Source organism: Pseudomonas sp. MF7453 (assembly GCF_016405455.1).
Lineage (GTDB): Bacteria > Pseudomonadota > Gammaproteobacteria > Pseudomonadales > Pseudomonadaceae > Aquipseudomonas > Aquipseudomonas paralactis.
On the sequence record NZ_JAEKCN010000010.1, the window covers coordinates 185,748 to 211,274 of the forward strand.

At 60.0% G+C, this 25,527-nt stretch carries 21 protein-coding genes; 5 read left to right on the forward strand and 16 right to left on the reverse strand.

What is annotated here, in order from left to right:
• Nucleotides 1-20: 20 nt before the first annotated feature.
• Genes JFT63_RS17350 through ccoG form a run of 3 tightly spaced genes read right to left on the reverse strand, consistent with a single transcriptional unit; the run spans nt 21 to nt 4,438 of the window.
• Nucleotides 21-2,471, reverse strand: a complete 2,451-nt coding sequence (locus tag JFT63_RS17350) for a heavy metal translocating P-type ATPase (RefSeq protein WP_198844367.1) — start codon at nt 2,469-2,471, stop codon at nt 21-23.
• 8 nt (nt 2,472-2,479) lie between these two features.
• Nucleotides 2,480-3,019 carry a FixH family protein gene (locus tag JFT63_RS17355; protein ID WP_186558355.1) on the reverse strand — a complete coding sequence of 180 codons (540 nt, stop codon included), beginning with the start codon at nt 3,017-3,019 and terminating at the stop codon, nt 2,480-2,482.
• 15 nt (nt 3,020-3,034) lie between these two features.
• A complete protein-coding gene (gene ccoG / locus JFT63_RS17360) occupies nt 3,035-4,438 on the reverse strand; it encodes a cytochrome c oxidase accessory protein CcoG (protein ID WP_198844368.1) in 1,404 nt (467 codons plus the stop codon).
• Between the two features lie 423 nt (nt 4,439-4,861).
• Between ccoG and JFT63_RS17365 the strand changes: the two genes are divergently transcribed.
• Nucleotides 4,862-5,326: a hypothetical protein gene (locus tag JFT63_RS17365; RefSeq protein ID WP_198844369.1), complete on the forward strand. Its 465-nt coding sequence runs from the start codon at nt 4,862-4,864 to the stop codon at nt 5,324-5,326.
• A gap of 129 nt (nt 5,327-5,455) precedes the next feature.
• On the opposite strand, the gene ccoP (JFT63_RS17370) is transcribed toward JFT63_RS17365, so the two are convergent.
• From ccoP (JFT63_RS17370) to ccoN (JFT63_RS17405), 8 genes are all read right to left on the reverse strand, one after another.
• On the reverse strand, nt 5,456-6,433 hold the full coding sequence (gene ccoP / locus JFT63_RS17370) for a cytochrome-c oxidase, cbb3-type subunit III (protein WP_198844370.1): 978 nt from the start codon (nt 6,431-6,433) through the stop codon (nt 5,456-5,458).
• Nucleotides 6,430-6,615 carry a CcoQ/FixQ family Cbb3-type cytochrome c oxidase assembly chaperone gene (locus JFT63_RS17375; RefSeq protein ID WP_003193169.1) on the reverse strand — a complete coding sequence of 62 codons (186 nt, stop codon included), beginning with the start codon at nt 6,613-6,615 and terminating at the stop codon, nt 6,430-6,432. Before JFT63_RS17375 ends, ccoP (JFT63_RS17370) begins: the two co-directional genes overlap by 4 nt.
• Nucleotides 6,616-6,620: 5 nt before the next feature.
• Nucleotides 6,621-7,229: a cytochrome-c oxidase, cbb3-type subunit II gene (ccoO, locus tag JFT63_RS17380; RefSeq protein ID WP_003193167.1), complete on the reverse strand. Its 609-nt coding sequence runs from the start codon at nt 7,227-7,229 to the stop codon at nt 6,621-6,623.
• A complete protein-coding gene (gene ccoN / locus JFT63_RS17385; RefSeq protein WP_122732170.1) occupies nt 7,229-8,671 on the reverse strand; it encodes a cytochrome-c oxidase, cbb3-type subunit I in 1,443 nt (480 codons plus the stop codon). Before ccoN (JFT63_RS17385) ends, ccoO (JFT63_RS17380) begins: the two co-directional genes overlap by 1 nt.
• A 445-nt stretch (nt 8,672-9,116) precedes the next feature.
• Nucleotides 9,117-10,064 (reverse strand): cytochrome-c oxidase, cbb3-type subunit III, encoded by a 948-nt coding sequence (gene ccoP, locus JFT63_RS17390; protein ID WP_198844371.1) that lies wholly within the window; start codon nt 10,062-10,064, stop codon nt 9,117-9,119.
• Nucleotides 10,061-10,261, reverse strand: a complete 201-nt coding sequence (locus JFT63_RS17395) for a cbb3-type cytochrome oxidase subunit 3 (RefSeq protein WP_003193161.1) — start codon at nt 10,259-10,261, stop codon at nt 10,061-10,063. The genes ccoP (JFT63_RS17390) and JFT63_RS17395 overlap by 4 nt, the downstream gene beginning before the upstream one ends.
• A 3-nt stretch (nt 10,262-10,264) precedes the next feature.
• Nucleotides 10,265-10,873, reverse strand: coding sequence for a cytochrome-c oxidase, cbb3-type subunit II (ccoO, locus tag JFT63_RS17400; protein ID WP_003193159.1), 609 nt, complete (start codon nt 10,871-10,873; stop codon nt 10,265-10,267).
• Between the two features lie 10 nt (nt 10,874-10,883).
• The gene (gene ccoN, locus JFT63_RS17405) at nt 10,884-12,308 is read right to left on the reverse strand and encodes a cytochrome-c oxidase, cbb3-type subunit I (protein WP_198844372.1); all 1,425 of its coding nucleotides are present in this window, start codon (nt 12,306-12,308) and stop codon (nt 10,884-10,886) included.
• A gap of 79 nt (nt 12,309-12,387) precedes the next feature.
• On the opposite strand from ccoN (JFT63_RS17405), the gene JFT63_RS17410 reads away from it, so the two are divergent.
• Entirely contained in the window at nt 12,388-13,074 is a 687-nt protein-coding gene (locus tag JFT63_RS17410; RefSeq protein ID WP_198844373.1) for an alpha/beta family hydrolase, read from the forward strand.
• 57 nt (nt 13,075-13,131) lie between these two features.
• Here the strand turns inward: JFT63_RS17410 and JFT63_RS17415 are convergent, their stop codons facing one another.
• The 4 genes from JFT63_RS17415 to JFT63_RS17430 form a co-directional block, all read right to left on the reverse strand.
• Nucleotides 13,132-13,584 (reverse strand): hypothetical protein, encoded by a 453-nt coding sequence (locus JFT63_RS17415; protein WP_157243898.1) that lies wholly within the window; start codon nt 13,582-13,584, stop codon nt 13,132-13,134.
• Between the two features lie 123 nt (nt 13,585-13,707).
• Nucleotides 13,708-14,565, reverse strand: a complete 858-nt coding sequence (locus tag JFT63_RS17420) for a hypothetical protein (protein WP_186558361.1) — start codon at nt 14,563-14,565, stop codon at nt 13,708-13,710.
• A gap of 163 nt (nt 14,566-14,728) precedes the next feature.
• Nucleotides 14,729-16,294: a methyl-accepting chemotaxis protein gene (locus tag JFT63_RS17425; protein WP_032879969.1), complete on the reverse strand. Its 1,566-nt coding sequence runs from the start codon at nt 16,292-16,294 to the stop codon at nt 14,729-14,731.
• 204 nt (nt 16,295-16,498) lie between these two features.
• The gene (locus JFT63_RS17430; RefSeq protein WP_198844374.1) at nt 16,499-17,290 is read right to left on the reverse strand and encodes a CPBP family intramembrane glutamic endopeptidase; all 792 of its coding nucleotides are present in this window, start codon (nt 17,288-17,290) and stop codon (nt 16,499-16,501) included.
• 420 nt (nt 17,291-17,710) lie between these two features.
• Between JFT63_RS17430 and JFT63_RS17435 the strand changes: the two genes are divergently transcribed.
• Complete coding sequence (locus JFT63_RS17435; RefSeq protein WP_198844375.1) at nt 17,711-18,571, forward strand: DMT family transporter; 861 nt, start codon at nt 17,711-17,713, stop codon at nt 18,569-18,571.
• Between the two features lie 111 nt (nt 18,572-18,682).
• Here JFT63_RS17435 and JFT63_RS17440 read toward each other — a convergent pair whose 3' ends face one another.
• Nucleotides 18,683-19,564 (reverse strand): DMT family transporter, encoded by an 882-nt coding sequence (locus tag JFT63_RS17440; RefSeq protein WP_198844376.1) that lies wholly within the window; start codon nt 19,562-19,564, stop codon nt 18,683-18,685.
• A 153-nt stretch (nt 19,565-19,717) separates the two neighbouring features.
• Here JFT63_RS17440 and aceK point away from each other — a divergent pair, with 153 nt between their 5' ends.
• Both aceK and hrpA read left to right on the forward strand, forming a co-directional pair.
• Nucleotides 19,718-21,433, forward strand: coding sequence for a bifunctional isocitrate dehydrogenase kinase/phosphatase (gene aceK, locus JFT63_RS17445; protein WP_057700988.1), 1,716 nt, complete (start codon nt 19,718-19,720; stop codon nt 21,431-21,433).
• A gap of 70 nt (nt 21,434-21,503) precedes the next feature.
• On the forward strand, nt 21,504-25,415 hold the full coding sequence (hrpA, locus tag JFT63_RS17450) for an ATP-dependent RNA helicase HrpA (protein ID WP_198844377.1): 3,912 nt from the start codon (nt 21,504-21,506) through the stop codon (nt 25,413-25,415).
• Nucleotides 25,416-25,527: the final 112 nt, after the last annotated feature.

Genomic DNA, 25,527 nt, shown 5'->3' on the forward strand with positions numbered 1-25,527 from the left:
GCACTCCATGCCCGCGCGGCTCAGGCCGGCAGCGGGCGGGTTACTGGGGCGGTACCTTTAGCCTGCGCGCTCGACAAACGAGTCAGGCGCAATGCGTTAAGCACCACGGTCAACGAACTGAGGGACATGCCAATGGCGGCCCAGATCGGCGTGATCCAGCCCAGGGCCGCGAATGGCAGCATCAGGCCATTGTACAGCCCGGCCCACAGCAGGTTCTCAAGGATTACTCGACGGGTGCGCCGCGCCAGGCTGAAGGCTTGCACCAGTGCCTCCAGACGGTTGGACAACAGCACCGCGTCGGCGCTGGTTTTCGCCAGGTCGGTGGCCGAGCCCATGGCCACGCTGATATCGGCGGCGGCCAGCACCGGCACATCATTGACGCCATCGCCCAGCATCAGCACTTTGCGGCCTTGCTTGTGCAGGTTTTGCAGCACCTGCAACTTGTCGTCAGGGCGCAGGCCGCCGTGGGCTTCGTCGATGCCCAGTTCGAGGGCGACACTGGCCACCATCGGCGAGCTGTCGCCTGAGAGCAGCAGCGTGCGCCAGCCGCGTGCCTTGCACGCTGCGAGCAGGGCAGGCGCGTCGCTGCGCAGGCGGTCGTCGAGTACGAACCAGGCGAGTGCGCCGCTTTGATCACCCAACAGCAGCCATTGCCCCGCTTCGTCCGGCGAGGCGGGAATCGCGCAGCCACTGAGCTCACAGACAAACCCCGGTTGGCCGATACGCAACAGGCGGTCGCCCACACGACCCTCCAGGCCCAGGCCCGGGGTGCTCAACACTTCATCCGCAGCCAGGGGCGCACGCCCGAAGGCACGAGCAATCGGGTGTTCCGAGCGGTTCTCCAGGGCGGCGGCGAGGCCCAGGCAGTGGTCGCTGTCCAATGCGCCCAGGGGGCGAATGGCGCGCAACGCCAGGCGCCCTTCGGTGAGGGTGCCGGTCTTGTCGAAAATCACCGTGTCGATCTGGTTCAGGCCTTCGAGCACGTGGCCGCGGGTCAGCAGCAACCCCAGGGTGTGCAAGGTGCCGGTGGCAGCCGTCAGGGCGGTCGGCGTGGCCAGGGACAGTGCGCACGGGCAAGTCGCCACCAGCATTGCCAACACAATCCAGAATGCGCGGGACGGGTCCAGCTCCCACCACAGCAGGCCGATCACCGCGGCGGCGATCAGCGAGCACAGCAGGAACCACTGCGCGGCACGGTCGGCGATTTGCGCCAGGCGTGGCTTCTCGGCCTGGGCGCGCTCCAGCAGGCGCACAATGGCGGACAGGCGTGTGTCGTGGCCCAGGGCGCGCACTTCGACGATCAACGCGCCTTCAACATTCAGCGTGCCGGCCGTGACGCTGTCGCCGGCCCGTCGCGGTTGCGGCAGGTACTCGCCGGTCAGCAGGGATTCATCGACGCTGGATTGGCCGTCGAGGATCACACCATCCGCCGGCAGCACCGCGCCGGGCTGCACCAGTACACGATCACCCAATGCCAGTTCACTGAGCAGGATGCGTTCGCTTTGGCCATCGCCCTTGAGGCGCAGGCACGAGGCGGGCAACAGGTTGACCAGTTGAGCAGTGGCCGCCGCAGTGCGCTCCCGAGCGCGACGCTCAAGGTAACGCCCGGCCAACAAGAACAGCGCAAACATGCCCACCGCATCGAAATACAGTTCGCCCACGCCGGTGATCGCGGTCCAGATACCCGCCAGGTACGCACCGCCAATTGCCAGGGATACCGATACGTCCATGGTCAGGTGGCGCGTGCGCAGGTCACGCAGGGCGCCTTTGAAGAATGGCGCGCAGCTGTAAAACACGATGGGTGTGGTGAGAAACATCGCAACCCAGCGCAGGATCACGTGCAACTCCGGGCTCAGGTCGATATTAAATTCCGGCCAGGTCGCCATGGTTGCCATCATCGCCTGGAACCACAGCAAACCGGCGACCCCCAGTTGACGCAGGGCCAGACGGTTTTCGCCGGCCAGTTGTTCGGCGGCGCGGTCGGCCTGGTAGGGGTGAGCGGCATAGCCGATATGGCGCAGTTCACTGAGCAGTTGGCTCAATGGCAGTTGCCCATCGGCCCAGCGTACATGCAGGCGATGGTTGGACAGGTTCAGCCGCGCCTCGGCCACCGCGGGCAGGCTGCGCAAGTGTTTCTCGATCAGCCAGCCGCAGGCGGCGCAGCTGATGCCCTCCATCAACAGGGTGGTTTCGGCCAAGTCGCCCTGATGGCGTACAAAGGGCTTTTGCACGTCGGCGCGGTCGTACAGCGCCAGCTCATCCACCAGTTGCACCGGTAGCGCCTCGGGGTTGGCCGAGGCTTCGCTGCGGTGCAGGTAATAGCTTTCCAGCCCACCGGCCACAATCGCTTCGGCCACGGCCTGGCAGCCAGGGCAGCAGAGTTCGCGGCGCTCGCCAAGGATGCGGGCGGTGAACCGGCTGCCGGAGGGGACGGGCAGGGCGCAGTGGTAGCAAGGCGTTGGGCTGGTCATGGGCGCTGCTATTTTTTCAGGTCTTCGGCACCCTGCAACGGTTCGTCACCCAGCAGCAGATCCTTATCGTGGCTGACCTCTTCTTCCTCGAACATCCTCCAGGTGTTGTTGCCTTCCACGCCAAGCAGTTCCACGAAACGGCGGCCTTCAACCTTGTCGGTGACCTGGCCGATATAGCGGCCGTGCTCGCTGTCACTGCGGGTCAGGACGATCTTGCGATCCTTTTCCGGCTGGGTAGGGGAAATCAGGTTCAGTTCCAGGGTCGCAGGGCCGCTGTTGCCGGTCAGGTGCAGCTCGACTTCGCCAGTCAACTCATCCAGGTGCAGCTTGGCACGCAGTTGCAGGGTCTGGGCCAGGCGTTCGCGGTCCAGGGAGCGGTTGATGCCTTTGCCGGCCTCGTAGTAGTTGTCGTTGACCAGGTTGTCCGGGTTGTTGACCGCGATGGTCACCATGGACAGGGTCAGCGTCACCGAGCAGGCCAGGATCGCGATGATGATCCACGGCCAGAGGTGCTTGTACCAAGGGCTTGCAGCAGTGGTTGCGGGCATTCTTGTGTTCCCTGTTTAACGAACTTGTGGGCCGATGAATCGGCTCTTGGCTTCAATATGAACGCTGGTGTCGTCGGCGTCTTTGAGGATGAAAGTCACCTCGTTGGTGCTCGACGGCAGTTGCTCCGGCGCACTCGACAACTCCACCGGCATACTGACGATATCGCCGGCGGCCACCTTGATTTCGCGTCGCCCCTGCAGCTTGAGGTCCGGCAGGCCGGTGGCGTCGAGCACGTAGGTGTGGTCGTGCTGGTCCTTGTTCATGATCTTCAGGCTGTAGACGTTTTCGATGCGCCCCTCGGCGTTTTCGCGGTACAGCACGCGGTCCTTGCTGACATCGAAACCCACCAGCGAACGCATGAAGAATGCGCCGACCAGCAAGCCGATCATCGCCAGCAGCACCAGCGCATAGCCGATCAGCCGTGGGCGCAACTTGTGGGTCTTCTGCCCGGACAGATTGTGTTCGGTGGTGTAGCTGATCAGGCCGCGTGGGTAGTCCATCTTGTCCATGATGTTATCGCAGGCGTCGATACAGGCGGCGCAGCCGATGCACTCGATTTGCAGGCCATCGCGGATATCGATACCGGTGGGGCACACCTGCACGCACATGGTGCAATCGATGCAGTCGCCCAGGCCCTGGGCCTTGTAGTCGACGCCCTTTTTACGCGGGCCACGCACTTCGCCACGGCGCGGGTCATAGGAAACAATGAGTGTGTCCTTGTCGAACATCACGCTCTGGAAACGCGCGTAAGGGCACATGTAGATGCACACCTGCTCGCGCAGCCAGCCGGCATTGCCGTAGGTGGCGAGGGTGAAGAAGCCGACCCAGAAATACGACCAGCCATCGGCCTGGCCAGTGAAGAAGTCGAACACCAGCTCGCGGATCGGTGAAAAATAGCCGACGAAGGTCATGCCAGTGACAAAACCGATGAGCAGCCACAGCGTGTGCTTGCTGAACTTGCGCAGGAACTTGTTGGCGCTCATGGGCGCCTTGTCCAGCTTGATGCGCTGGTTGCGGTCGCCTTCGGTGACCTTTTCGCACCACATGAAGATCCAGGTCCACACGCTTTGCGGGCAGGTATAGCCGCACCACACGCGGCCGGCGTACACGGTAATAAAGAACAGCCCAAAGGCCGCAACAATGAGAATGCCCGAGAGCAGGATGAAATCCTGGGGCCAGAAGGTGGCGCCAAAAATGAAGAACTTACGCTCCGGCAGGTTCCACCACACCGCCTGGTGACCGCCCCAGTTCAGCCACACGGTGCCGAAGTACAGCAGGAACAGGCCGGCGCCACCGAGCATGCGCAAATTGCGGAACAGGCCGGTGAAGGCACGGGTGTAAATTTTCTCTCGCGAAGCGTAGAGATCGACGGTTTTGGCAGGCGGGGTAACGTCATGTACCGGTATCTGGTTGCTCATCATTGCATCCCACGGCGGTGGAGATTTGCCTCGGCCAGTACGTGCCGGCCGCGATCAAATGGGGGGTGTTGCAGTGGCCTAATGATACGCCCCCGGTGGTGCGTGAAGGGTGCGACCTTTGGTCGCGTTGGGGGAAATCAATTGATGGTGTACGTGATCTGGATCAATTGACTTGTGAAGTATGGACGGTTTTTGAGTGCGAGCGGGTCATTTGTGTACTGAGTCAATCAGCGCAACGCTCTTGTTGGATCTGTCAGTGCGCTCCTCGCGAATCAGGATTGAGTTACTCTAGGCCGCGCCGTCGACGACAACTAAGGTTCCCACTTTATTGGTACTCAGGGTCTTATGATGGAACTGATTGAAGTTGATAAGCCACAGAGAGAGGCCACTACTTACGGTGGCTAATTAATGTGAGGAGTCACTATGAATATAAACAATGGCATGGCGATTAAATTTCCATATGATTTAATCCTCCCTGAAGCCGGGGTCTCGATAGTAGCTGCCGCTTCGTTGAATCTCTACAACCAATATTCCGGCTGGAACGATTTGCGACTCTCCAAGCAATTGGCGGGCGACTTCAAAATGTTTGAAGATCCGAAAAATCCGGGATTTATCACCTTGTCTCGGCTTGAAGAGCTTTCTAAAGAGTGCACAGACGTCGGTCAGTTCGCTAAGGAACTGCTGAAGCGTGAATCACTTTTGGATAAACTTGATAGTGATGGTGACAAGTGGCTGGACGGCAAAATCAGCCCGCAAAGCATTCAGGATACGATTGCCGAGCTAACCCAACTGAGAAAAAACAGCCAAGTCAAAGTCAGTGTCATCAGCGGCGTCGCGCCTCTCGTAGAGGTCACGCCTGCGGTGGTGGCTACCGTTGGCCCGTTGTAACCTGCTCCCGTAGAGAACAGGCAGCTCAGTATCACTCTCAAGACTCTCTGCGTGACGCAGGTTCTTGATGATGCAATTGCTGATACGGACTATGCCCCGCACGGTTCTCACAGTGCGGGGCTTCCCAGGTTACTGAGCTTCGGCAGCCTTGTCGGCATGAGATAAGCTGTAAACATACGCTGCCAGCAAATGCACCTTGTCATTGCCCTGCAGTTGCTCCTGCGCAGGCATCTGGCCCTGACGGCCATAGCGGATGGTCTGCTGCAGTTGCGCGAAGCTCGAACCGTAGATGAATGCGCCTGGATGTGTCAGGTCCGGCGCGCCCATGGCGGGAGTGCCTTTACCGGTCGGGCCGTGGCAGGCCACGCAGTTGGCGGCGAAGAGTTTCTCGCCGTTGGCCACGTCGGCCTTGGCGCCTTCGGGCAGTTTGCGGCCATCGAGCTGGGTCACCACAAAGCCTGCTACGTCAGCTACGCCTTGCTCGCCGATGACTTCGGCCCAGCCCGGCATCACCGCGTGGCGGCCCTTCATGATGGTTTCCTTGATGGTGTTGGGTTCGCCACCCCAGCGCCAGTCAGCGTCGGTCAGGTTGGGGAAGCCGTAGGCGCCCTTGGCGTCGGAGCCGTGACACACCGAGCAGTTGGAGGCAAACAGTCGGCCGCCCATTTTCAAGGCTTGCGGGTCCTTGGCGACTTCCTCAATGGGCATTGATGCGAATTTGGCGAAGATCGGCCCGAACTTGGCCTCCGACCTGGCCATTTCCTTTTCCCATTCGTGTACGCCGGTCCAGCCGGTCTGGCCGTTGGCAAACGCGGTTTGCTTGTCGTTGTCCAGGTAGTTGTAACCCGGCAGCAGGCCTTTCCAGTTACCCAGGCCCGGGTAGAGCACCAGGTAGCCAAGAGCGAAGACGATGGTGCCGACAAACAGCATGAACCACCATTTGGGCAGCGGGTTGTCGTACTCCTCGATGCCGTCGAACGAGTGGCCGACGGTCTCATCCGTCTGCTCGGTGCGCTGGCCCTTGCGGGTCGACAGCAGCAGCCAGGTCAGGGCGAAGATGGTACCCAGACTGAGGACTGTGACGTACAGACTCCAGAACGTAGTCATTCTTTGTTACTCCTAGAAGCTTGCTCGACGTGCTTGATGGCTTCGGGGTCATCTGCGAAGGGCAGCATGGTCGCGTCGTCAAACTCCGACTTGCGCCGTGGGCTGAACACCCACAACGCCAGGCCGATAAAGGCCACCATCACCACAACGGTGCCCAGGCCACGAATCATCCCGATATCCATGTAGGTCACCGTTTGCTTTTGATGATGGTGCCAAGGCCTTGCAGGTAGGCCACCAATGCGTCCATTTCGGTCTTGCCCTTCACGGCTGCGGCTGCACCGGCGATGTCTTCGTCGGTGTAGGGCACGCCCAGGGTGCGCAAGACTTCCATCTTCTTCGCGGTGTCCTTGCCGTCGAGCTTGTTTTCCACGAGGAACGGGTAAGCCGGCATTTTCGACTCCGGCACCACGTTGCGCGGGTTGTACAAGTGCGCACGCTGCCAGTCATCGGAATAACGCCCGCCCACACGGGCCAGGTCCGGGCCGGTGCGCTTGGAGCCCCACAGGAACGGGTGGTCCCACACGCTTTCACCGGCCACCGAATAGTGGCCGTAGCGTTCGGTTTCGGCACGGAACGGGCGGATCATCTGCGAGTGGCAGCCCACGCAACCGTTGGCGATGTAGACGTCACGGCCTTCCAGTTCAAGGGCGGTACGCGGCTTCATGCCTTCGACCGGCTTGTTCGTCACGTCCTGGAAAAACAGCGGGACGATTTGGGTCAGGCCGCCGATGCTCACGGCGATGACCATGAAGAAGGCCAGCAGGCCGATATTCTTCTCGACTACTTCATGCTTCATCAGTGAGCTCCCACAACGGCGATCTTGGCGGCGGCTTCAGCTTGCGCCGGGTCGGAGGCGCGCACGGTGCGCCAGACGTTGTAGGCCATCAACAACATGCCGCTGGCAAAGAACGCACCGCCCAGGGCTCGCACGATAAAGCCCGGATGGCTGGCTTGCAGCGCTTCGACGAAGGAATAGGTGAGGGTGCCGTCATCGTTGATCGCACGCCACATCAGGCCCTGGGTGATGCCGTTGACCCACATCGAAGCGATGTAGAGCACGGTGCCAATAGTGGCCAGCCAGAAGTGCGCGTTGATCAGCCCGACGCTGTGCATCTGCGCGCGGCCGAACAGTTTGGGGATCATGTGGTACAGCGCGCCGATGGAGATCATCGCTACCCAGCCCAGAGCGCCGGCATGTACGTGGCCGATGGTCCAGTCGGTGTAGTGGGACAGCGAGTTGACGGTCTTGATCGCCATCATCGGCCCTTCGAAGGTCGACATGCCGTAGAACGCCAGCGATACCACCAGAAAACGCAGGATCGGGTCGGTGCGCAGCTTATGCCAAGCGCCCGAGAGGGTCATCATGCCGTTGATCATGCCGCCCCAGCTTGGCGCCAGCAGGATGATCGACATCGCCATGCCCAGGGACTGTGCCCAATCCGGCAAGGCGGTGTAGTGCAAGTGGTGAGGGCCGGCCCAGATGTACAGGGTGATCAGTGCCCAGAAATGGACGATGGACAGGCGATAGGAGTAGATCGGGCGCTCGGCCTGCTTGGGCACGAAGTAATACATCATGCCCAGGAAGCCGGTGGTGAGGAAGAAGCCTACGGCGTTGTGGCCATACCACCACTGGATCATCGCATCCGTCGCGCCCGAGTAGGCCGAGTAGGACTTGAACAGGCTGACCGGCAACGAGGCGTGGTTGACGATATGCAGCATCGCCGTGACCAGGATAAACGCACCGTAGAACCAGTTGCCGACGTAGATGTGCTTGGTCTTGCGCTTGACGATGGTGCCAAAGAACACCACGGCATAGGTCACCCAGACGATGGCGAGCAAAATCGCGATCGGCCATTCCAGCTCGGCGTATTCCTTGGTGGTGGTGTAGCCCAGCGGCAGGCTGATGATGGCGCCGACGATAACCGCCTGCCAGCCCCAGAAGGTGAAGGCGGCCAGGCCATCCGAGATCAAGCGCGTCTGGCAGGTGCGCTGCACCACATAGTAGGAGGTGGCAAACAGTGCACATCCACCGAAGGCGAAGATCACCAGGTTGGTGTGCAGCGGGCGCAAACGACCGAAGGTCGTCCATGGCAGGTCGAAATTCAATTGCGGCCAGACCAGTTGCGAGGCGATGAACACCCCGAGCCCCATGCCAAGGATCCCCCAGACCACCGTCATGATGGCGAACTGGCGGACTACCTTATAGTTATAAGCAGTCGGACTGATTGCTGTGCTCATTCTAAGGTTCCACGGTTTAGGTTTTTTTATAGGTAAAATCGGCCGCAAGTATGTAGAAACCGAGGGGCCATTGCAACGCAATGACTGACCTGTATCAATGCGTTCCACGCCAGATTCTGCGCCCTTTCCATGTTTGGTGTAAGGATAAAGACCGAAATAGAAAGCTGATCAAGTGGACAGGAATTTTAGGGGGCGCAACGGATACCGTCGCCTACGCCAGAATTGCTCCACTGTGGGAACAAGCGTAGACCCGAATAGGAGGAGGGGAAAGGTGGGTGTCGCGAGGGTGCGACACTTGGTCGCGCAAGTGAAAACAACACCGGATCCCTGTAGGAGCGAGCTTGCTCGCGAAGTACTTCAGAGCGCCGCGTTTATTCTAGTTAAACGCGGCGTCCCCAGGTTCTTCGCGAGCAAGCTCGCTCCTACAGTGGAACGGGTTACTGCTCTACTGGGTCACGCTGTCTGGCGTTGCACCATCAGCGTTATGGGACAGGCTGTACACGTAAGCCGCCAGCAGGTGCACCTTGTCATTACCTTGCAGCACGTCCTGGGCCGGCATCTGGCCCTGGCGACCATGGCGGATGGTCTGCTGCAACTGCGCCAGGCTGGTGCCGTAGATAAACCCGGCAGGCTCGGTCAGGTTGGGCGCACCCATGGCTTCCACGCCGTGGCCCTGCGGGCCGTGGCAGGCGACGCAGGTGGTGTTGAAAGCGGCCTGGCCCGCTGCGAGGTCAGCAGTGCTGTCGGCGGGCAAGGGCAGCTTGGCCAGGTCGTGACGCACATAGGCGGCGACGTTCTTCACCCCGTCCTCGCCCAGCACTTCACCCCAGGCCGGCATCGCCGCGTGGCGACCGTTCAGGATGGTGGCCTTGATGGCCTCGGCCGAACCGCCCCAGCGCCAGTTGTTGTCGGCCAAGTTGGGGAAGCCATAGGCGCCCTTGGCGTCCGAGCCGTGGCATACCGCGCAGTTGGAGGCGAACAGGCGACCGCCCATCTTCAACGCTTGCGGGTCCTTGGCCACTTCTTCTACCGGCATGGCCGCGAACTTGGCGAAGATCGGCCCGAATTTGGCGTCGGCCTTGGCCATTTCCTTGTCCCATTCCTTGGTCTGGGTCCAGCCGTCTTCATAGCCCGGCAGCACGCCTTTCCAGTTGCCCAGGCCCGGGTAGAGGATCAGGTAGCCGACGGCAAATACCAGGGTGCCGGCGAACAACATAAACCACCACTGGGGCAGCGGGTTGTCGTATTCCTCGATCCCGTCGAAGGCGTGGCCCATGGTCTGGTCGACGCTGCCCTTGGTTTCGCCCTTGCGGGTGCCGACCAAGAGCCAGGTCAGGCCGATCAGGCTGCCCAGGGTCAATACGCAGATCCATGTACTCCAAAACGTAGTCATGGCCGAGTGCTCCTTGTGGCTGGCTCTGCTTGAGCGTCGGGTGGGGAAGGTTCATCGGCAAACGGCAGCAGGCGGGCCTGCTCGAATTCCGCATTGCGGCGGTTGTTGAAGACCCACAGCGACAGGCCGATAAAGGCGATGGCGACCACCAGCGTGCCGAGGCCGCGGATGGTGCCCGCATCGAATTCAAATCCCATGGCTCACCTCTTGCTCTTGATGGCAGTGCCGAGCACTTGCAGGTAGGAAACCAGCGCGTCCATCTCGGTCTTGCCCTTGAGGCTGGCGACGGCGCCGTTGATGTCGTCGTCGGTGTACGGCACTCCGAGCGTGCGCATCACTTTCAATTTGGTCTCGGTGTGGCTGCTGTCGACGGCGGCGGTGACCAGCCACGGATAGGCCGGCATTTTCGACTCCGGCACCACGTTGCGCGGGTTGTACAAGTGCGCGCGGTGCCAGTCGTCCGAGTAGCGCGCGCCGACGCGGGCCAGGTCCGGGCCGGTACGCTTGGAACCCCACAGGAACGGGTGGTCCCACACGCTTTCGCCGGCCACCGAGTAGTGGCCGTAGCGCTCGGTCTCGGCGCGGAACGGGCGGATCATCTGCGAGTGGCACTGCACGCAGCCTTCGCGGATGTAGATGTCGCGGCCTTCCAGTTGCAGCGCGGTGTAGGGCTTCATGCCTTCGACCGGTTTGTTGGTCACGTCCTGGAAGAACAGCGGGACGATCTGCGTCAGGCCACCGATGCTCACGGCGAGCACCATCAGCAGCATCAACAGGCCGACGTTCTTTTCAATCGTTTCGTGTTTCATCATCGACTCCTCAGGCCATCTGCGCGGCAGCGGTGACTTCGGCAGGTTGCGCCGAACGCACGGTGCGCCATGTGTTGTAAGCCATCAGGAACATGCCGCTGAGGAAGATCGCACCGCCCACCAGACGCACGATGAAGCCTGGGTGGCTGGCCACCAGGGTTTCGACGAAGGAGTAGGTGAGGGTGCCGTCTTCGTTGACCGCACGCCACATCAGGCCCTGGGCGATGCCGTTGACCCACATCGAGGCGATGTAGAGCACGGTGCCGATGGTGGCCAGCCAGAAATGCGCGTTGATCAGGCCGAGGCTGTACATCTGCTCGCGACCGAAGATTTTCGGGATCATGTGGTACAGCGCGCCGATGGAGATCATCGCCACCCAGCCCAGCGCCCCGGCGTGTACGTGGCCGATGGTCCAGTCGGTGTAGTGGGAGAGGGCGTTGACGGTCTTGATCGCCATCATCGGGCCTTCGAAGGTCGACATGCCGTAGAAGGCCAGGGAGACAACGAGGAAGCGCAGGATCGGGTCGCTGCGCAACTTATGCCAGGCACCCGAGAGGGTCATCATGCCGTTGATCATGCCGCCCCAGCTTGGCGCCAGCAGCACCAGTGACATCACCATGCCCAGGGACTGTGCCCAGTCCGGCAAGGCGGTGTAGTGCAAGTGGTGAGGGCCTGCCCAGATGTACAGCGTGATCAGCGCCCAGAAGTGCACGATCGACAAGCGATAGGAATACACCGGGCGCTCAGCCTGTTTGGGCACGAAGTAGTACATCATCCCCAGAAAGCCCGCAGTCAGGAAAAAGCCTACCGCGTTGTGCCCATACCACCACTGCACCATGGCATCCGTCGCACCGCCGTACAGCGAGTAGGACTTGGTCAGGCTGACCGGGATTTCCAGGTTATTGACGATATGCAAGATGGCCACGGTGATGATGAACGCACCGAAGAACCAGTTACCCACATAGATATGCTTGGTCTTGCGCTTCATGATCGTGCCGAAGAACACGATGGCGTAGGCGACCCAGACGATGGTGATCAGAATGTCGATCGGCCATTCCAGCTCGGCGTATTCCTTGGAGCTGGTGTAGCCCAGTGGCAGGCTGATCGCCGCCAGCAGGATCACAAGCTGCCAGCCCCAGAAGCAGAACGCGGCGACTTTCGGCGCGAACAGCTGCGTCTGGCAGGTGCGTTGCACCGAGTAAAAGGAGCTGGCGAACAGCGCACAGCCACCGAACGCGAAAATCACCGCATTGGTGTGCAATGGGCGCAGACGGCCGAAGCTGGTCCAGGGCAAATCGAAGTTGAGCGCAGGCCAAACCAATTGGGCCGCGAGAAAAACCCCGAGCCCCATGCCGACGATGCCCCACACCACCGTCATAATGGCGAATTGGCGGACCATCTTGTAGTTATAGGCGGTACTTAAAGTAGTGTTCATGGTTCCCCATCCACGGTTCAACCCAAGCAAGTGCGGCACTTGGGCTGGAGTTATAGGCAGACTAAAAAGCGAGGCAAGCATGGGCAAAGAGCACAAGGCCAGTATTGACGGGGATCAATGGGCGCAGTGTGTACGGGAACATGGCTGGTTGTGGGATGTCGCCACGGGCACGATTTCGGATAAGCCGGTCACGTTGATCCTGGCCCACGGCGCTGGCGCACCGATGGACTCGGCGTTCATGAATGACATGGCTGCACGCCTTGCCGGGCATGGCGTGAACGTTTTGCGCTTCGAGTTCCCATACATGGCCCAGCGCCGCTTGGAGGGGGGCAAACGCCCGCCGAATCCGGCGCCGAAACTGCTGGAGGCGTGGCGTGAGGTGTATGCCCAGGTGCGACGTCATGTCGCTGGGAAACTGGCGATTGGCGGCAAGTCGATGGGCGGGCGCATGGCCAGTTTGTTGGCCGATGAGCTGGGCGCCGATGGGTTGGTGTGCCTGGGCTATCCGTTTTATGCGGTGGGCAAGCCGCAAAAGCCTCGGGTGGAGCACTTGGCCGGGTTGAAGACGCCGACGTTGATTGTGCAGGGCGAGCGCGATGCCTTGGGCAATCGTGCGGCGGTGCAGGGTTATGACTTGTCAGAGAGCATTGAGGTGATGTGGCTGGCGGCGGGGGATCATGATTTGAAGCCGTTGAAGGCGTCGGGGTTCAGTCATGAGCAGCATTTGGAGGCGGCGGCCATCAAAGCGTCAGGTTTTCTCGCCTGACGCTTTGCAGGTCTCTATGTTGGGATATTTCGGCTAGTGTTTTCGTGAGGTTTAACACTAGCGGTCCCTAATGAGCGTGAAGTGTCCTGTCGCGTCGTATTGAGCATACTCACTGTCGAAGGACGCCTCGAAGTTGCCATTGGCCGTGCCTTCAACAGGGTTGAGCTTTATTGTCAGCGTTGCGTGTTTGGCGGGAATTGCTGTAGTGCCAGGCATGTCGCCAGGGCCAGAGATGTAAAGAGCATAATGTAAAATTCCGTCAAGTATATACGTATTGTCTATCGGCGCTTCTCCTAGGTAGGGAATATGAAAATAATACGAAGAAAAATTCTTTTCAGGTTTATCTCCAATGGCCCCTGAAAATATCCAGGTATTTGTCTGTGTACGATGACCAAAAATTGTTCTTTCTGCAGTGATTGATGTTTGAGAGTTTTTAAATGTCCATTCAAAATGGTTGTTTGCTGATTGAGAGAGATAGCAGTCGGGGATGAAAATAATTTCTTGGTTCATGGTGAGACCTTTTACCCGTGGGGTTTGCGCTATCTGATTTTTTCAGAAATGCCAGCTTGAGTGTGTCGCGCTCGCCTGAGACGTGAAACTTATTTTGTTTTAAGCCTCTGTTGTCGAGCCTTATTACGATGGGGGGGTAGGGTCTTTTATAGGCTGAAACGTGCCGTTAGTCATCTCTACACGGTCGCGGATTTTATTTTTAAAGGTGGCTTCGCAGCGCAACGGCTGCTGAGTCAGTGTAAGCGTTACATTGTATTCGTCTTCATAGGTGCCACCGCCGAAGGGAGCATAGTAAAAATTCGATTTCTCATCACCGTTTTTAAATGTTTCATCGATGATCTGTTCATTTTCATCGTCGCAGTAAATATAAATAGCCCACTCCCGGTATTGAGGCGTACCCCATTCTCCCTCCTCGCCGGTCAGATACCATGCCTTACTTGAATTGGAGTAGGCCAACCAGCCCTCCGTTTTGTATTGAGTTTGTCCTTCTGTCCACTTAAAGACCGAACGTTGTGAGTTAAGGGTAGTTCCAGGCCACTCACAGCGGCATTTTATTTCGCATAATTCCGACGCTGTGTCAGTGAAAGAACCTTCGAAATTCAGCGTTGTGTTCCCTGTGCTTTCGTCAACGGTTACTTCAATGTCGCCGACAGGTTTAATACGTTCTTCCGTTTCAGGTGCGTTATTGTTTGCACCTTGAATGTACACGTGGGCGAAGGCTTTCGGGGTTTGCTTGAGTGATTTGTTCGGTGATGTGCTTATGGAGTCGCAAGGTATTTTCAGTAACAGTGATTGTTGAGTGTCAGGGGACTGGAGCGTTAACTTGACCCAATACTGATTATTGTATTCGGATAGGTGCAGTGGGAGGGCCCAGCCTTCCAATGTTCTTTCGTTGTTCGATGATTTTTCAGTCCACTGCACACGTCCCATGGTTTTTGGGAAGGGATGCAGGGCGCTATTTGAATCGGCAGGTCGGGACATGGCGATGTGCTCCTGTTTGACAGGTTCACACTATAAGGAGGGAGGCGTTCAAAGGTTAACTGTGAGAATTGACAGTTTTATAGAATGCTTGGTGATAAAAAGATGATGAGTGATAGCCATCTGCAAGGGACTCACTTGTTGGAGAAAGTGAGCCCCTGAAGTTCTACCGGTTAAAACGCTCCACCAGCGAGTACTGAGTATTCGCCGTATGCGTCAGCTCTTCACTCAACTGCGCCGAGTTCATCGCCTGCTCTGAAGTCTGGTCTGCCAACAACGCGATGGTGCTGATGTTACGGCTGATCTCCTCGGCCACGGCGCTTTGCTCTTCGGTGGCAGCGGCAATCTGGGTGGTCATGTCGGTGATGTTGGCCACCGCCTCACTGATACCCACCAACGCCTGATCCGCTTCCATCACCCGCGCCACACCTTCTTCAGCCTGGCGGTGCCCGGCGTCCATGGTTTGCACGGCTGCAGCCGCCGTGTGTTGCAGCTTGGCGATCAGGGTATGGATCTGCCCGGTGGATTCAGCCGTACGCTGCGCCAGTTGGCGCACTTCATCGGCGACCACCGCAAAACCACGGCCCATCTCACCGGCACGCGCGGCTTCGATAGCGGCGTTGAGCGCCAGCAAGTTGGTCTGGTCGGCGATGCCCTTGATTACATCGACAACGCCGCCAATTTCATCGCTGTCCTTGGCCAGTTGAGTAACCGTCACACCGGTCTCGCCTACCGCAACCGACAGCCGCTGAATCGCCTCGCGGGTTTCCCCGGCGATATCGCGGCCGCGACCGGTCAGGCGGTTGGCTTCCTGGGTGGCGTCGGCGGTGCGCTGCACGTGGCTGGCGACTTCCTGGGTGGTTGCAGCCATCTGGTTGACGGCGGTGGCCACCTGTTCGGTTTCCACACGCTGACGTTCCAGGCCGCTGGAGCTGCTGTGCGCCAGGGTGTTGGACTGTGCCGCCTGATCGTTGAGGTGCTCGGCAGTGTCCTGCAAGCGGGTCAGGCAGGTCTTCAGACGCGCTTCCTGGCTGAGGATCGACATTTCCAGGCGCGCTTGTGCGCCACGGCTGTCGGTGTACATTTGCGCAATCAGCGGGTCGGAGGTGGTCTGCTCGGCCAGGCGCAGCAGGCGCTTGAGGCCGCGTTGCTGCCAGCTCAGGCCCAGCAGGCCCAACGGGACCGACAACGCCGCAGCCAGGGCAAAACCCCACTGGGAGGTGAGGGTGGCGCCGATCATGAAACTCAGTTGGCTGACCAGGATAAACGGCAGCCAGTCCTGCAGCACCGGCAGCCATTTGTCGCGCTGGGGAATGGCCGACTTGCCCTGGTTGATGCGTTGATAAAGCGCCTCGGCCCGGCGGATCTGCTCGGCGGTGGGCTTGATGCGCACCGATTCGTAGCCGATCACCTGGTTGCCGTCGAACACCGGTGTCACATAGGCGTTAACCCAGTAGTGGTCACCGGTCTTGCAGCGATTCTTGACAATGCCCATCCATGGCAAGCCTTGTTTGAGCGTGGACCACATGTGCGCGAACACCGCCGAGGGCACATCCGGGTGACGCACCAGGTTGTGCGGAGCACGGATCAGTTCGTCGCGGGTGAACCCACTGATTTCGACAAACGCGTCGTTGCAGTAGGTAATGACGCCCTTGGCATCTGTGGTGGAGATCAACCGTTGCTGAGCGGGGAAGGTACGTTCGCGCTGGGTAACGGGTTGGTTATTACGCATGATTGTTCAATCCGCAAGGCTTTCAGGGGGTATCGGCCATGTGGGGCATTTATTTAACTTATTTTTGCAACAATCCTGGGACAGACGTTACCCCTGTAGGAGCGAGCTTGCTCGCGAAGCACCCAAGGGCAACGCGTTCATTCAGGATGCCTGCGTTAGCGTTGAAGTGCTTCGCGAGCAAGCTCGCTCCTACAGAAGAAAGGCTTAGCTGGCCAGCATTGGGTAGGTGAACAAGCCGAAGTGCAGCAGATTCAAGCCAAAATGCGTGGCAATCGCTGCGCCGAGCCCGCCAAAGCGATACGCCAGGCCGTAACCGACCCCGGCAATACTGGCCAGCATCACCCATTGCCAACCCGCACCGAAATGCATCAGGCCGAATAACAGCGAGGCCAGCAGCAGCGCAAGGTTCTCGCCGTAGGGCAAGTGTTTGAAGCGTTGGCTCAGGCCGCCCTGAACATAGCCACGAAACAGCGCTTCTTCCACCAGCGTCACCAGCAGCAGGTTATTGAGTACCCACAGCCATGCCTGGTCCGGCCATTTCGGCGCCCAGCTGATCATTCCCATCAGTGCGGCACCACCCAATACGGCGATAGCGGCCAGGGTCAGGGCCAGGGCGGTGACGCAGATCGACAGGCGCAATGAGCGTCGCGCCACAATCCACGGGCAGGCCAGCAACAGCCAGAAGCCTATCAGGGGCTTGTCCTGGTTCAGGTACATCGAGAATGGCACTGAGTCCGGAGTAAAACGCTGGGGCGCAATGCCGCGGCCGTTATAGAAACCCGGCAACCAGTGCATCGCCAGCCCCAGAGCCAGCACGATAAACAAACCATGGCCCAGGTAGCGTGCCCAGGGGTTGCGTTGCTGGCGTACGGCGTACCCGGCCACCAGCAGCAGTGCAATGGAGACCGCCGCCAGTACGCCCAGTTGGCCGTAGATCAAGGCCACGACATAGCCAATGGAAAGTAGGGTGAGGTACAGCCAGGGCAAAGCAATCATGTGAAATCCTTCGAAAAAACCGGGCGGCATTATAGCGAGTGGCCAGGTTGTAGGGCATGAAAACGCCTCCACGTACAAGGCAAGGGGGAAAGGATTGCAAAGTATGTTTGCGGCTGGTTATAGTCGTCGCCTATTTATCCCTTCAAAAAGATCAGCACATGCCAGCTTCCCAGTGCATAGCGGTAGTCGATTCAGCGGTCAACGCTGTGGTCGTGCCGTGCCGTGGCAAGCAGCCTGCGCAGATCAGTCATTACCCCCCACCTGTCAGTAGCACGCCGGTGTACGCAGTCGTATCACCGCCGGGTGTTGGCATTGCGGGCTGATCAGCGATTCGCTGTTGCCCCGTGCCTGCCTGAAAAAACCTACTGAAATTCAGTCCTTACTGAATCGGCTTTTTTGCCTGATAACAGGTGGTAACTCATGTCTGTTCTTTCGAAACAATCCGTGGCCGCGGCGGCCTCGACGAGCGTGTTTGTCTTGCTGTGGAGCAGCGGGGCGATCTTCTCCAAGCTGGGCCTGGCCCATGCTTCGCCCTTTGCTTTTCTGCTGATCCGGTTTGCCATCGCTCTGATGGGGTTGGTGATGCTGGTGCCAATCCTCAAGTTGAAGCTGCCGCGCGCCGGCAAGCCCCTGCTGTATGCAGCGGCGACGGGCCTGGTGTTGTTGGGGGCTTATCAGATTTTCTATCTGTTGGCCCTGGACCTCAAAGTCACCCCCGGGGTGATGGCGACCATCATGGGCGTGCAGCCGATCCTCACCGTGGTGTTGATGGAGCGCCAGCGCTCCTGGCGCCGGCTGTTCGGCCTGGGGTTAGGCTTGGCCGGGTTGATCATGGTGGTGTACCAGGGCGTCGGGCTGGCGGGCATGTCCCTGGCGGGGATGCTGTTCGGGCTGCTGGCGCTGGCGAGCATGACGTTTGGCTCGATCATGCAAAAGCGCATCACCGACAACCCCTTGGGCACATTGCCGTTGCAATACCTGGCCGGGCTGTTGCTGTGCGGCGTGTTCGTGCCGTTCCAGCCGTTCCACTTCGAGCACAGTGCAGGCTTTTACCTGCCGGTGCTGTGGATGGGTTTGGTGGTGTCGGTGCTGGCGACGCTGTTGCTGTATCGGCTGATTGCACGGGGCAACCTGGTGAATGTCACCAGTTTGTTCTATCTGGTGCCGGCGGTGACGGCGGTGATGGACTACCTGATCTTCGGCAACCGCCTGGCGCTGTTGAGCGTGCTGGGAATGGCGTTGATCATCGTCGGTTTGGTCTTCGTGTTCCGTAAGAACTAAAAACCACCCCTGTAGGAGCGAGCTTGCTCGCGAAGAACGTCAACGATAACGAGGGCATCCTGAATGAACAGGGCGCTCTCCGGTTTTTCGCGAGCAAGCTCGCTCCTACAGTTATTTGGACCGGCGCAGCACCAACCACAAGGCCCCGGCAATCAGCACACCGCCATACAGATGAGCCATGGACAGCGGCTCATCCAGCAGCAACGCTCCCCACAGCACGCCGAACGGCGGAATCATAAAGGTCACGGTCATTGACTTGACCGGGCCGATGGATGACAGCAGGCGGAAGTACAGAATGTAGGCGAACGCCGTACATACCAGCCCCAATCCCAGCAGCGACACCCACACCTGCCAGCCGCCCCAACTCGCCGGCGGATGGGTGAGGGCGCTGAAGGCGAAGAACGGCAGCAAAAACAAGGTTGCACCCAGCATACTGCCCAAGGCCGACAGGCGACTGTCCAACCCGCCGCGCTGATCCAGCCAGCGTCGCGCCAGGAAACCGGCGAAGCCATAGCAGGTGGTCGCCAGCAGGCACGCCAATGCGCCCATTAACAGTTCCAGATCAAATGCCACCGGCCCCGCGCGGGTGAGCACGGCAACACCAAGCAGCCCCAAGGCCACCCCCGCTATTTTCGACGGCGTCAGACGCTCGCTGAAAAACAACCCGCCAATCAACACACCCATCAGCGGTGTGGTGGCGTTGAAAATTGCCGAATAACCCGCCGGCAATACCTGCGCCGCCACCGAATACATGGTTGCCGGAACCCCGGAGTTGATCACGCCCAACAGCAAAACGGTCTTGAACTTGCCCTGGAAATCCCAGCTCACCCGCATCATTGCCAGGATCACCAGCAAACCGGCAGCGGCAATCGACACACGGAAAAATGCGGTCGGCACCGTGCCGATTTCCGGCGCGATGATGCGCATAAACAGGAAACTCGCGCCCCAGATGGCAGCCAGTCCCAGCAAGTAGAGGGTGTCAACAGGTCTCACGGAAAACTCCTACGCCAATCAGGCGGGGAGTGTTGCCCAGCGCTCAGGCCGACACAATCGCTAACTACAGCCGCCCCTGAAAAATCCCACTTCTCCTGCCGGCGTTCACTGTCTAAGCTCTGAGCTTCCCGCTACCCGTTCGAGGTTTCCCGCATGTCGCAGCCCGCCCTCGCTATCGCCCGGATGATCCTCGACGGTTTCGACGATTACCGTGAGCACTTTCGCCAGATCACCGATGGTGCCCGCGAACGGTTCGAGAAGGCCCAGTGGCAGCAGGGGCAGGCGGCGTCGGCGGCGCGCATCAACCTGTATGAAGAGAAAGTCGCCGAGGTCACTGCCCGCCTGCGCGCCGGTTTCGACGCCGGCGCGTTGCAGGACATCGAGCTGTGGCCGCTGGTGAAAAGCGCCTATATCGGCCTGATCGACCTGCGCTTTGACGATGAGTTGTCCGAGACCTGGTACAACTCGATCTTCTGCGGCCTGTTCAGTCATGACCTGATCAGCGACGGCTGCATGTTCATCCACACCACCCGGCCGAGCCTGCGCCGGGCGCGGGCGGCGCAAACCCGGGTTTACACGCCGGCCGGTAAAATATCAGACATGCTGGCGCAGATTTTCTCTGACTACAGCTTCAGCGAGCCCTACGCCGACCTTCCTGCCGATCTGAGCCGCCTCGAAGCCCAACTGCGGGAAAACCTGCCGGATTGGGTATGCAAGGACCCGGACCTCAAGGTCGAGCTGTTTTCCTCGGTGCTCTACCGCAACAAAGGCGCCTACCTTGTAGGGCGTATCTACACCCGCGACGAACAATGGCCGTTGGTGATTCCGCTGCTGCACCGTGAAGGGCGAGGCATCCAGATCGATGCGTTGATCACCGACGAAGCCGACGTGTCGATCATCTTCTCGTTCACCCGTTCCTATTTCATGGTCGACGTGCCGGTGCCCGCTGAATTCATCGGTTTTCTCAAACGCATCCTGCCGGGCAAGCACATTGCTGAGCTGTACACCTCCATCGGTTTCTACAAACACGGCAAATCCGAGTTCTACCGCGCACTGATCAATCACCTGGCCACCACTGACGATCAGTTCATCATGGCCCCCGGTGTGCGCGGTATGGTCATGAGCGTGTTCACGCTGCCGGGGTTCAACACCGTGTTCAAGATCATCAAGGACCGCTTTTCACCGTCGAAAAACGTCAACCGCGCCACGGTGATCGAGAAGTACCGGCTGGTTAAAAGTGTCGACCGGGTAGGGCGCATGGCCGATACCCAGGAGTTCGCCGATTTCCGTTTCCCCTTGAGCAAGTTCGAGCCCGAGTGCCTGGCCGAGCTGCTGGAAGTCGCCGCCGGCACGGTCGAAGTGGAAGGCGACAGCGTGCTGATCCGCCACTGCTGGACCGAACGGCGGATGACGCCGCTCAACCTCTACCTCGACAACGCCAACCCCGCTCAGGTGCGCGAAGCATTGGAGGATTACGGCCTGGCGATCAAGCAACTGGCGGCGGCGAATATCTTCCCTGGCGACATGCTACTGAAAAACTTTGGCGTCACCCGCCACGGCCGCGTGGTGTTCTACGACTACGATGAAATCTGCTTTCTCACCGAAGCCAACTTCCGCCATATTCCTGCGCCGCGTACCCCCGAGGATGAAATGGCCTCCGAGCCCTGGTACTCCATCGGCCCGCTGGATGTGTTCCCCGAAGAGTTCCCTCCGTTCCTGTTTGCCGACGCGGGGCAACGCAGGTTGTTCGATGAACTGCATGGCGAGTTGTACAACGCTGACTACTGGAAGGGCCTGCAGGATGCGATTCGCGCCGGCAAGGTCATTGATGTGTTCCCATACCGGCGCAAGGACCGCGATAACGAATGAGGCGCGCGCACGTCCAGGGTTTTCTGCGACAATCCGCCCCCTGCATAAATAGACGACCCAAACGCACCTGATGACTGACCAAGCACCCACCATCGACCAACTGCTCAAAACCCTCGATCACGCCATGCTCGCCGACCGCCACCGCTTGCGCCGGCAGTTGCTTGAGCTGCGCAAGAAGCCCGATGAGGACAAGCTGGCGCAGTGGGTGGCGCGGATGCAGGCATCCTGTGCACAGGTCACGGCGCGGCGCGCCAGCCTGCCGGTGATCCGCTACGACGACAGCCTGCCGATTGCCGCCAAGCGCGATGAGATCAAGGACGCGCTGCTCAAGCACCAGGTGCTGATCATTGCCGGTGAGACCGGTTCGGGCAAGACCACCCAGTTGCCGAAAATCTGCCTGGAAATCGGTCGCGGCCAGTACGGTCTGATCGGCCACACCCAGCCACGTCGGATCGCAGCGCGCAGTGTCGCCAGCCGTGTCGCTGAAGAGCTGGCCACGCCATTGGGTGCGCTGGTCGGTTACCAAGTGCGCTTCGAAGACCAGAGTGACTCCAACACCCTGATCAAGCTGATGACCGACGGCATCCTGCTGGCCGAAACCCAGAACGACCGTTACCTGGAACGCTACGACACGATCATCGTCGACGAAGCCCACGAACGCAGCCTGAACATCGACTTTCTGCTCGGCTACCTCAAGACCCTGTTGCCGCGGCGCCCCGACCTGAAAGTCATCATCACCTCGGCGACCATCGACCTGGAGCGCTTTTCCAAACATTTTGACGATGCGCCGATTGTCGAGGTGTCGGGCCGTACCTTCCCGGTGGACACCTGGTATCGCCCACTCACCCTGGAACAGGACGAAGAGGGCAACCGCGTCGAGGACGACCTGACCGTCGACCAGGCGATCCTCGCCACCCTCGACGAAATCGCCGCCCATGAACGCAGCGAGCGACGCAGCCCCGGCGATGTGCTGGTGTTTCTGCCCGGCGAGCGCGAGATCCGCGATGCCGCCGACATGCTGCGCAAGGCCCAGCTCAAGCACACCGAGATTTTGCCGCTGTACGCGCGGCTGTCGCCGGCCGAGCAACAGCGCATTTTCCAATCCCACCCGGGCCGGCGCGTGGTGCTGGCGACCAACGTTGCGGAAACCTCGCTGACGGTGCCGGGCATTCGTTATGTGATCGACAGCGGGACTGCACGCATCAGCCGCTACAGCTACCGCGCCAAAGTGCAGCGCCTGCCGATCGAGGCGATTTCCCAGGCCAGCGCCAACCAGCGCAAGGGCCGTTGTGGCCGGGTTGAGCCGGGCATTTGCGTGCGTCTGTACAGCGAAGAGGATTTTATCGGGCGCCCGGAGTTCACCGATCCGGAAATCCTGCGCACTAACCTCGCCGCCGTGATCCTGCAGATGCTGCACCTGCGCTTGGGTGAGATCACCGATTTCCCGTTTATCGAACCGCCGGATGGCAAAGCGATCAGCGACGGGTTCAACCTGCTGCAGGAACTCTCGGCGGTGGACCGTAACAGCCAGCTCACGCCGTTGGGCCGCCAGCTTGCACGCCTGCCGGTGGACCCGCGTATGGGCCGCATGTTGCTCGAAGCGGCCAAGCTGGGCAGCTTGCAGGAAGTGCTGATTGTTGCCAGCGCCATGTCGATCCAGGACCCGCGCGAGCGGCCGCCGGAGCGCCAACAGGCCGCCGACCAGGCCCACGCACAGTGGAAAGATCCGGATTCGGACTTCGCCGGGTTGGTCAACCTGTGGCGCGGGTTTGAAGAGCAGCGCCAGGAACTGACTGCCAGCCCGTTGCGTAACTGGTGCCGCAAGAACTTCCTCAATTACCTGCGTCTGCGCGAGTGGCGCGACTCCCATCGCCAATTGAGCCTGATCTGCCGCGACATGCAGCTCACCGTCAATAAAGAGCCGGCGGATTTCCCCAAACTGCACAAGGCGGTGCTGTCCGGTCTGCTCAGCCAGATCGGCCAGAAGACCGAAGACGGCGACTACCTCGGTGCGCGGCAGCGCCGATTCTGGATCCATCCCTCGTCCGGCATCGGCAAGAAGCGTCCGCAATGGCTGATGACCGCCGAACTGGTGGAAACCACCAAGCTCTATGCGCGCATGGTGGCGAAGATTGATGCCGACTGGATCGAGCCGCTGGCGGGGCACCTGATCAAGAAAAACCACTTCGAACCCCATTGGGAGAAGAAGCGCGGCCAGGTCGTGGCGTTTGAGCAGATCACTCTGTTCGGCCTGATTGTGGTGGGTCGCCGCCCGGTGCATTACGGGCCGATTGACCCGGTGGTGTCTCGCGAGTTGTTTATTCGTGAGGGCCTGGTGCGCGGCGAGATTCAGTCCCGTGCCAAGTGCCTGACGGCCAACCAGAAACTGTTGGAGCAACTCGACGAGCTGGAAGCCAAGGCTCGCCGTCGCGACATCCTGGCCGACGAAGAAACCCTGTACGCCTTTTACGATGCGCGCCTGCCCGCAGAGATTTATCAGACCGCGACGTTCGACAGCTGGTACAAGGTCAACAGCCAGAAAGACCCGCAACTGTTGATCATGCGCGAAGAAGACGTATTGGCCCGCGAGGCCAGCGAAGTCACCGCCGCGCATTATCCGGACACCTTGCACTTGGGCGACCTGGCGCTGGCCTTGAGTTACCACTTCGAACCTAACCACCCCCGTGACGGCGTGACCCTGCGGGTGCCGGCGCCGTTGTTGCCGGCGTTGCCGGCCGAGCGCCTGGAGTGGCTGGTGCCGGGCTTGATCGAGGCCAAGTGCATCGCCCTGGTGCGCAACTTGCCCAAGGCGTTGCGCAAAAACTTCGTGCCCGTGCCGGACTTCGTCAAGGCCGCGCTGCAACGCATCGAATTCGGCCAGGGCTCGCTGCCCCAGGCGCTGGGACGCGAACTGCTGCGCATGACCGGTGCGCGGGTCAGCGATGAAGCCTGGGCCGAAGCGGCGCAGCAGGTAGAAAGCCACCTGAAGATGAACCTGGAAGTGGTCGACGGCCAGGGTAAGTTCCTTGGCGAAGGTCGCGACCTGGCCGAACTGACTGCACGTTTTGCCGAGGCCAGCCAGGCTGCGTTGGCGGTACCACAGACTGCGAAAAGCCAACAGCCGGTAGAGGCCAAGGTGTTCGCGGCGGTGGCCGAAAAGACCCAGCAAAACATTGCTGGCCTGTCGATGACGGTGTACCCGGCGCTGGTGGAAGAGAACGGCACGGTCAAGGAAGGGCGTTTCTCCACCGCCGCCGAAGCCGAGTTTCAGCATCGCCGCGCATTGCAGCGGCTGCTGATGCAGCAACTGGCGGAGCCGGCAAAATTCCTGCGCGGCAAATTGCCGGGCCTGACTGAGTTGGGCTTGATGTATCGCGAACTGGGGCGTATCGACGCGCTGGTGGAAGACATCCTGTTGGCCAGCCTCGACACCTGTGTACTTGAAGGCGAAGCCAGCCTGCCGCGCGATGGCGCGGGCCTGGCGGCCCTGGCCGAGCGCAAGCGTGGCAGTTGGACCGAGCACGCCGAGCGCCTGGCACGCCTGACCCTGGAAGTGCTGAAACTCTGGCACGGCCTGCAAAAGCGCTTCAAAGGCAAGATCGACCTGGCCCAGGCCGTGGCCTTGAACGATATCAAGCAGCAACTGAGCAACCTGGTATACCCAGGGTTTGTGCGGGAAACCCCGGCCCAGTGGTTCAAGGAACTGCCGCGTTTCCTCAAGGCTATCGAACTGCGCCTGGAAAAACTGCCGAGCCAGGTGCAAAAGGATCGGGTATGGAGTAGCGAGCTCAGCGGCCTGTGGGCGCAATACCAGAACCGCCTGAACAAACACACCCAGGAAGGCAAGCGTGATCCACAGTTGGAGCTGTACCGCTGGTGGCTGGAGGAATACCGGGTGTCGTTGTTTGCTCAGCAGTTGGGTACCAAGGTACCGATTTCCGATAAACGCTTGAGCAAGCAGTGGAGCCAGGTAGAGCCCTGATTCCGGGCCCAACTGTAGGAGCGAGCTTGCTCGCGAAAAACGTCAACGATAACGCGGGTTTCCTGAGTAAACGCGGCGCCTGTGAGTTTTTCGCGAGCGAGCTCGCTCCTAC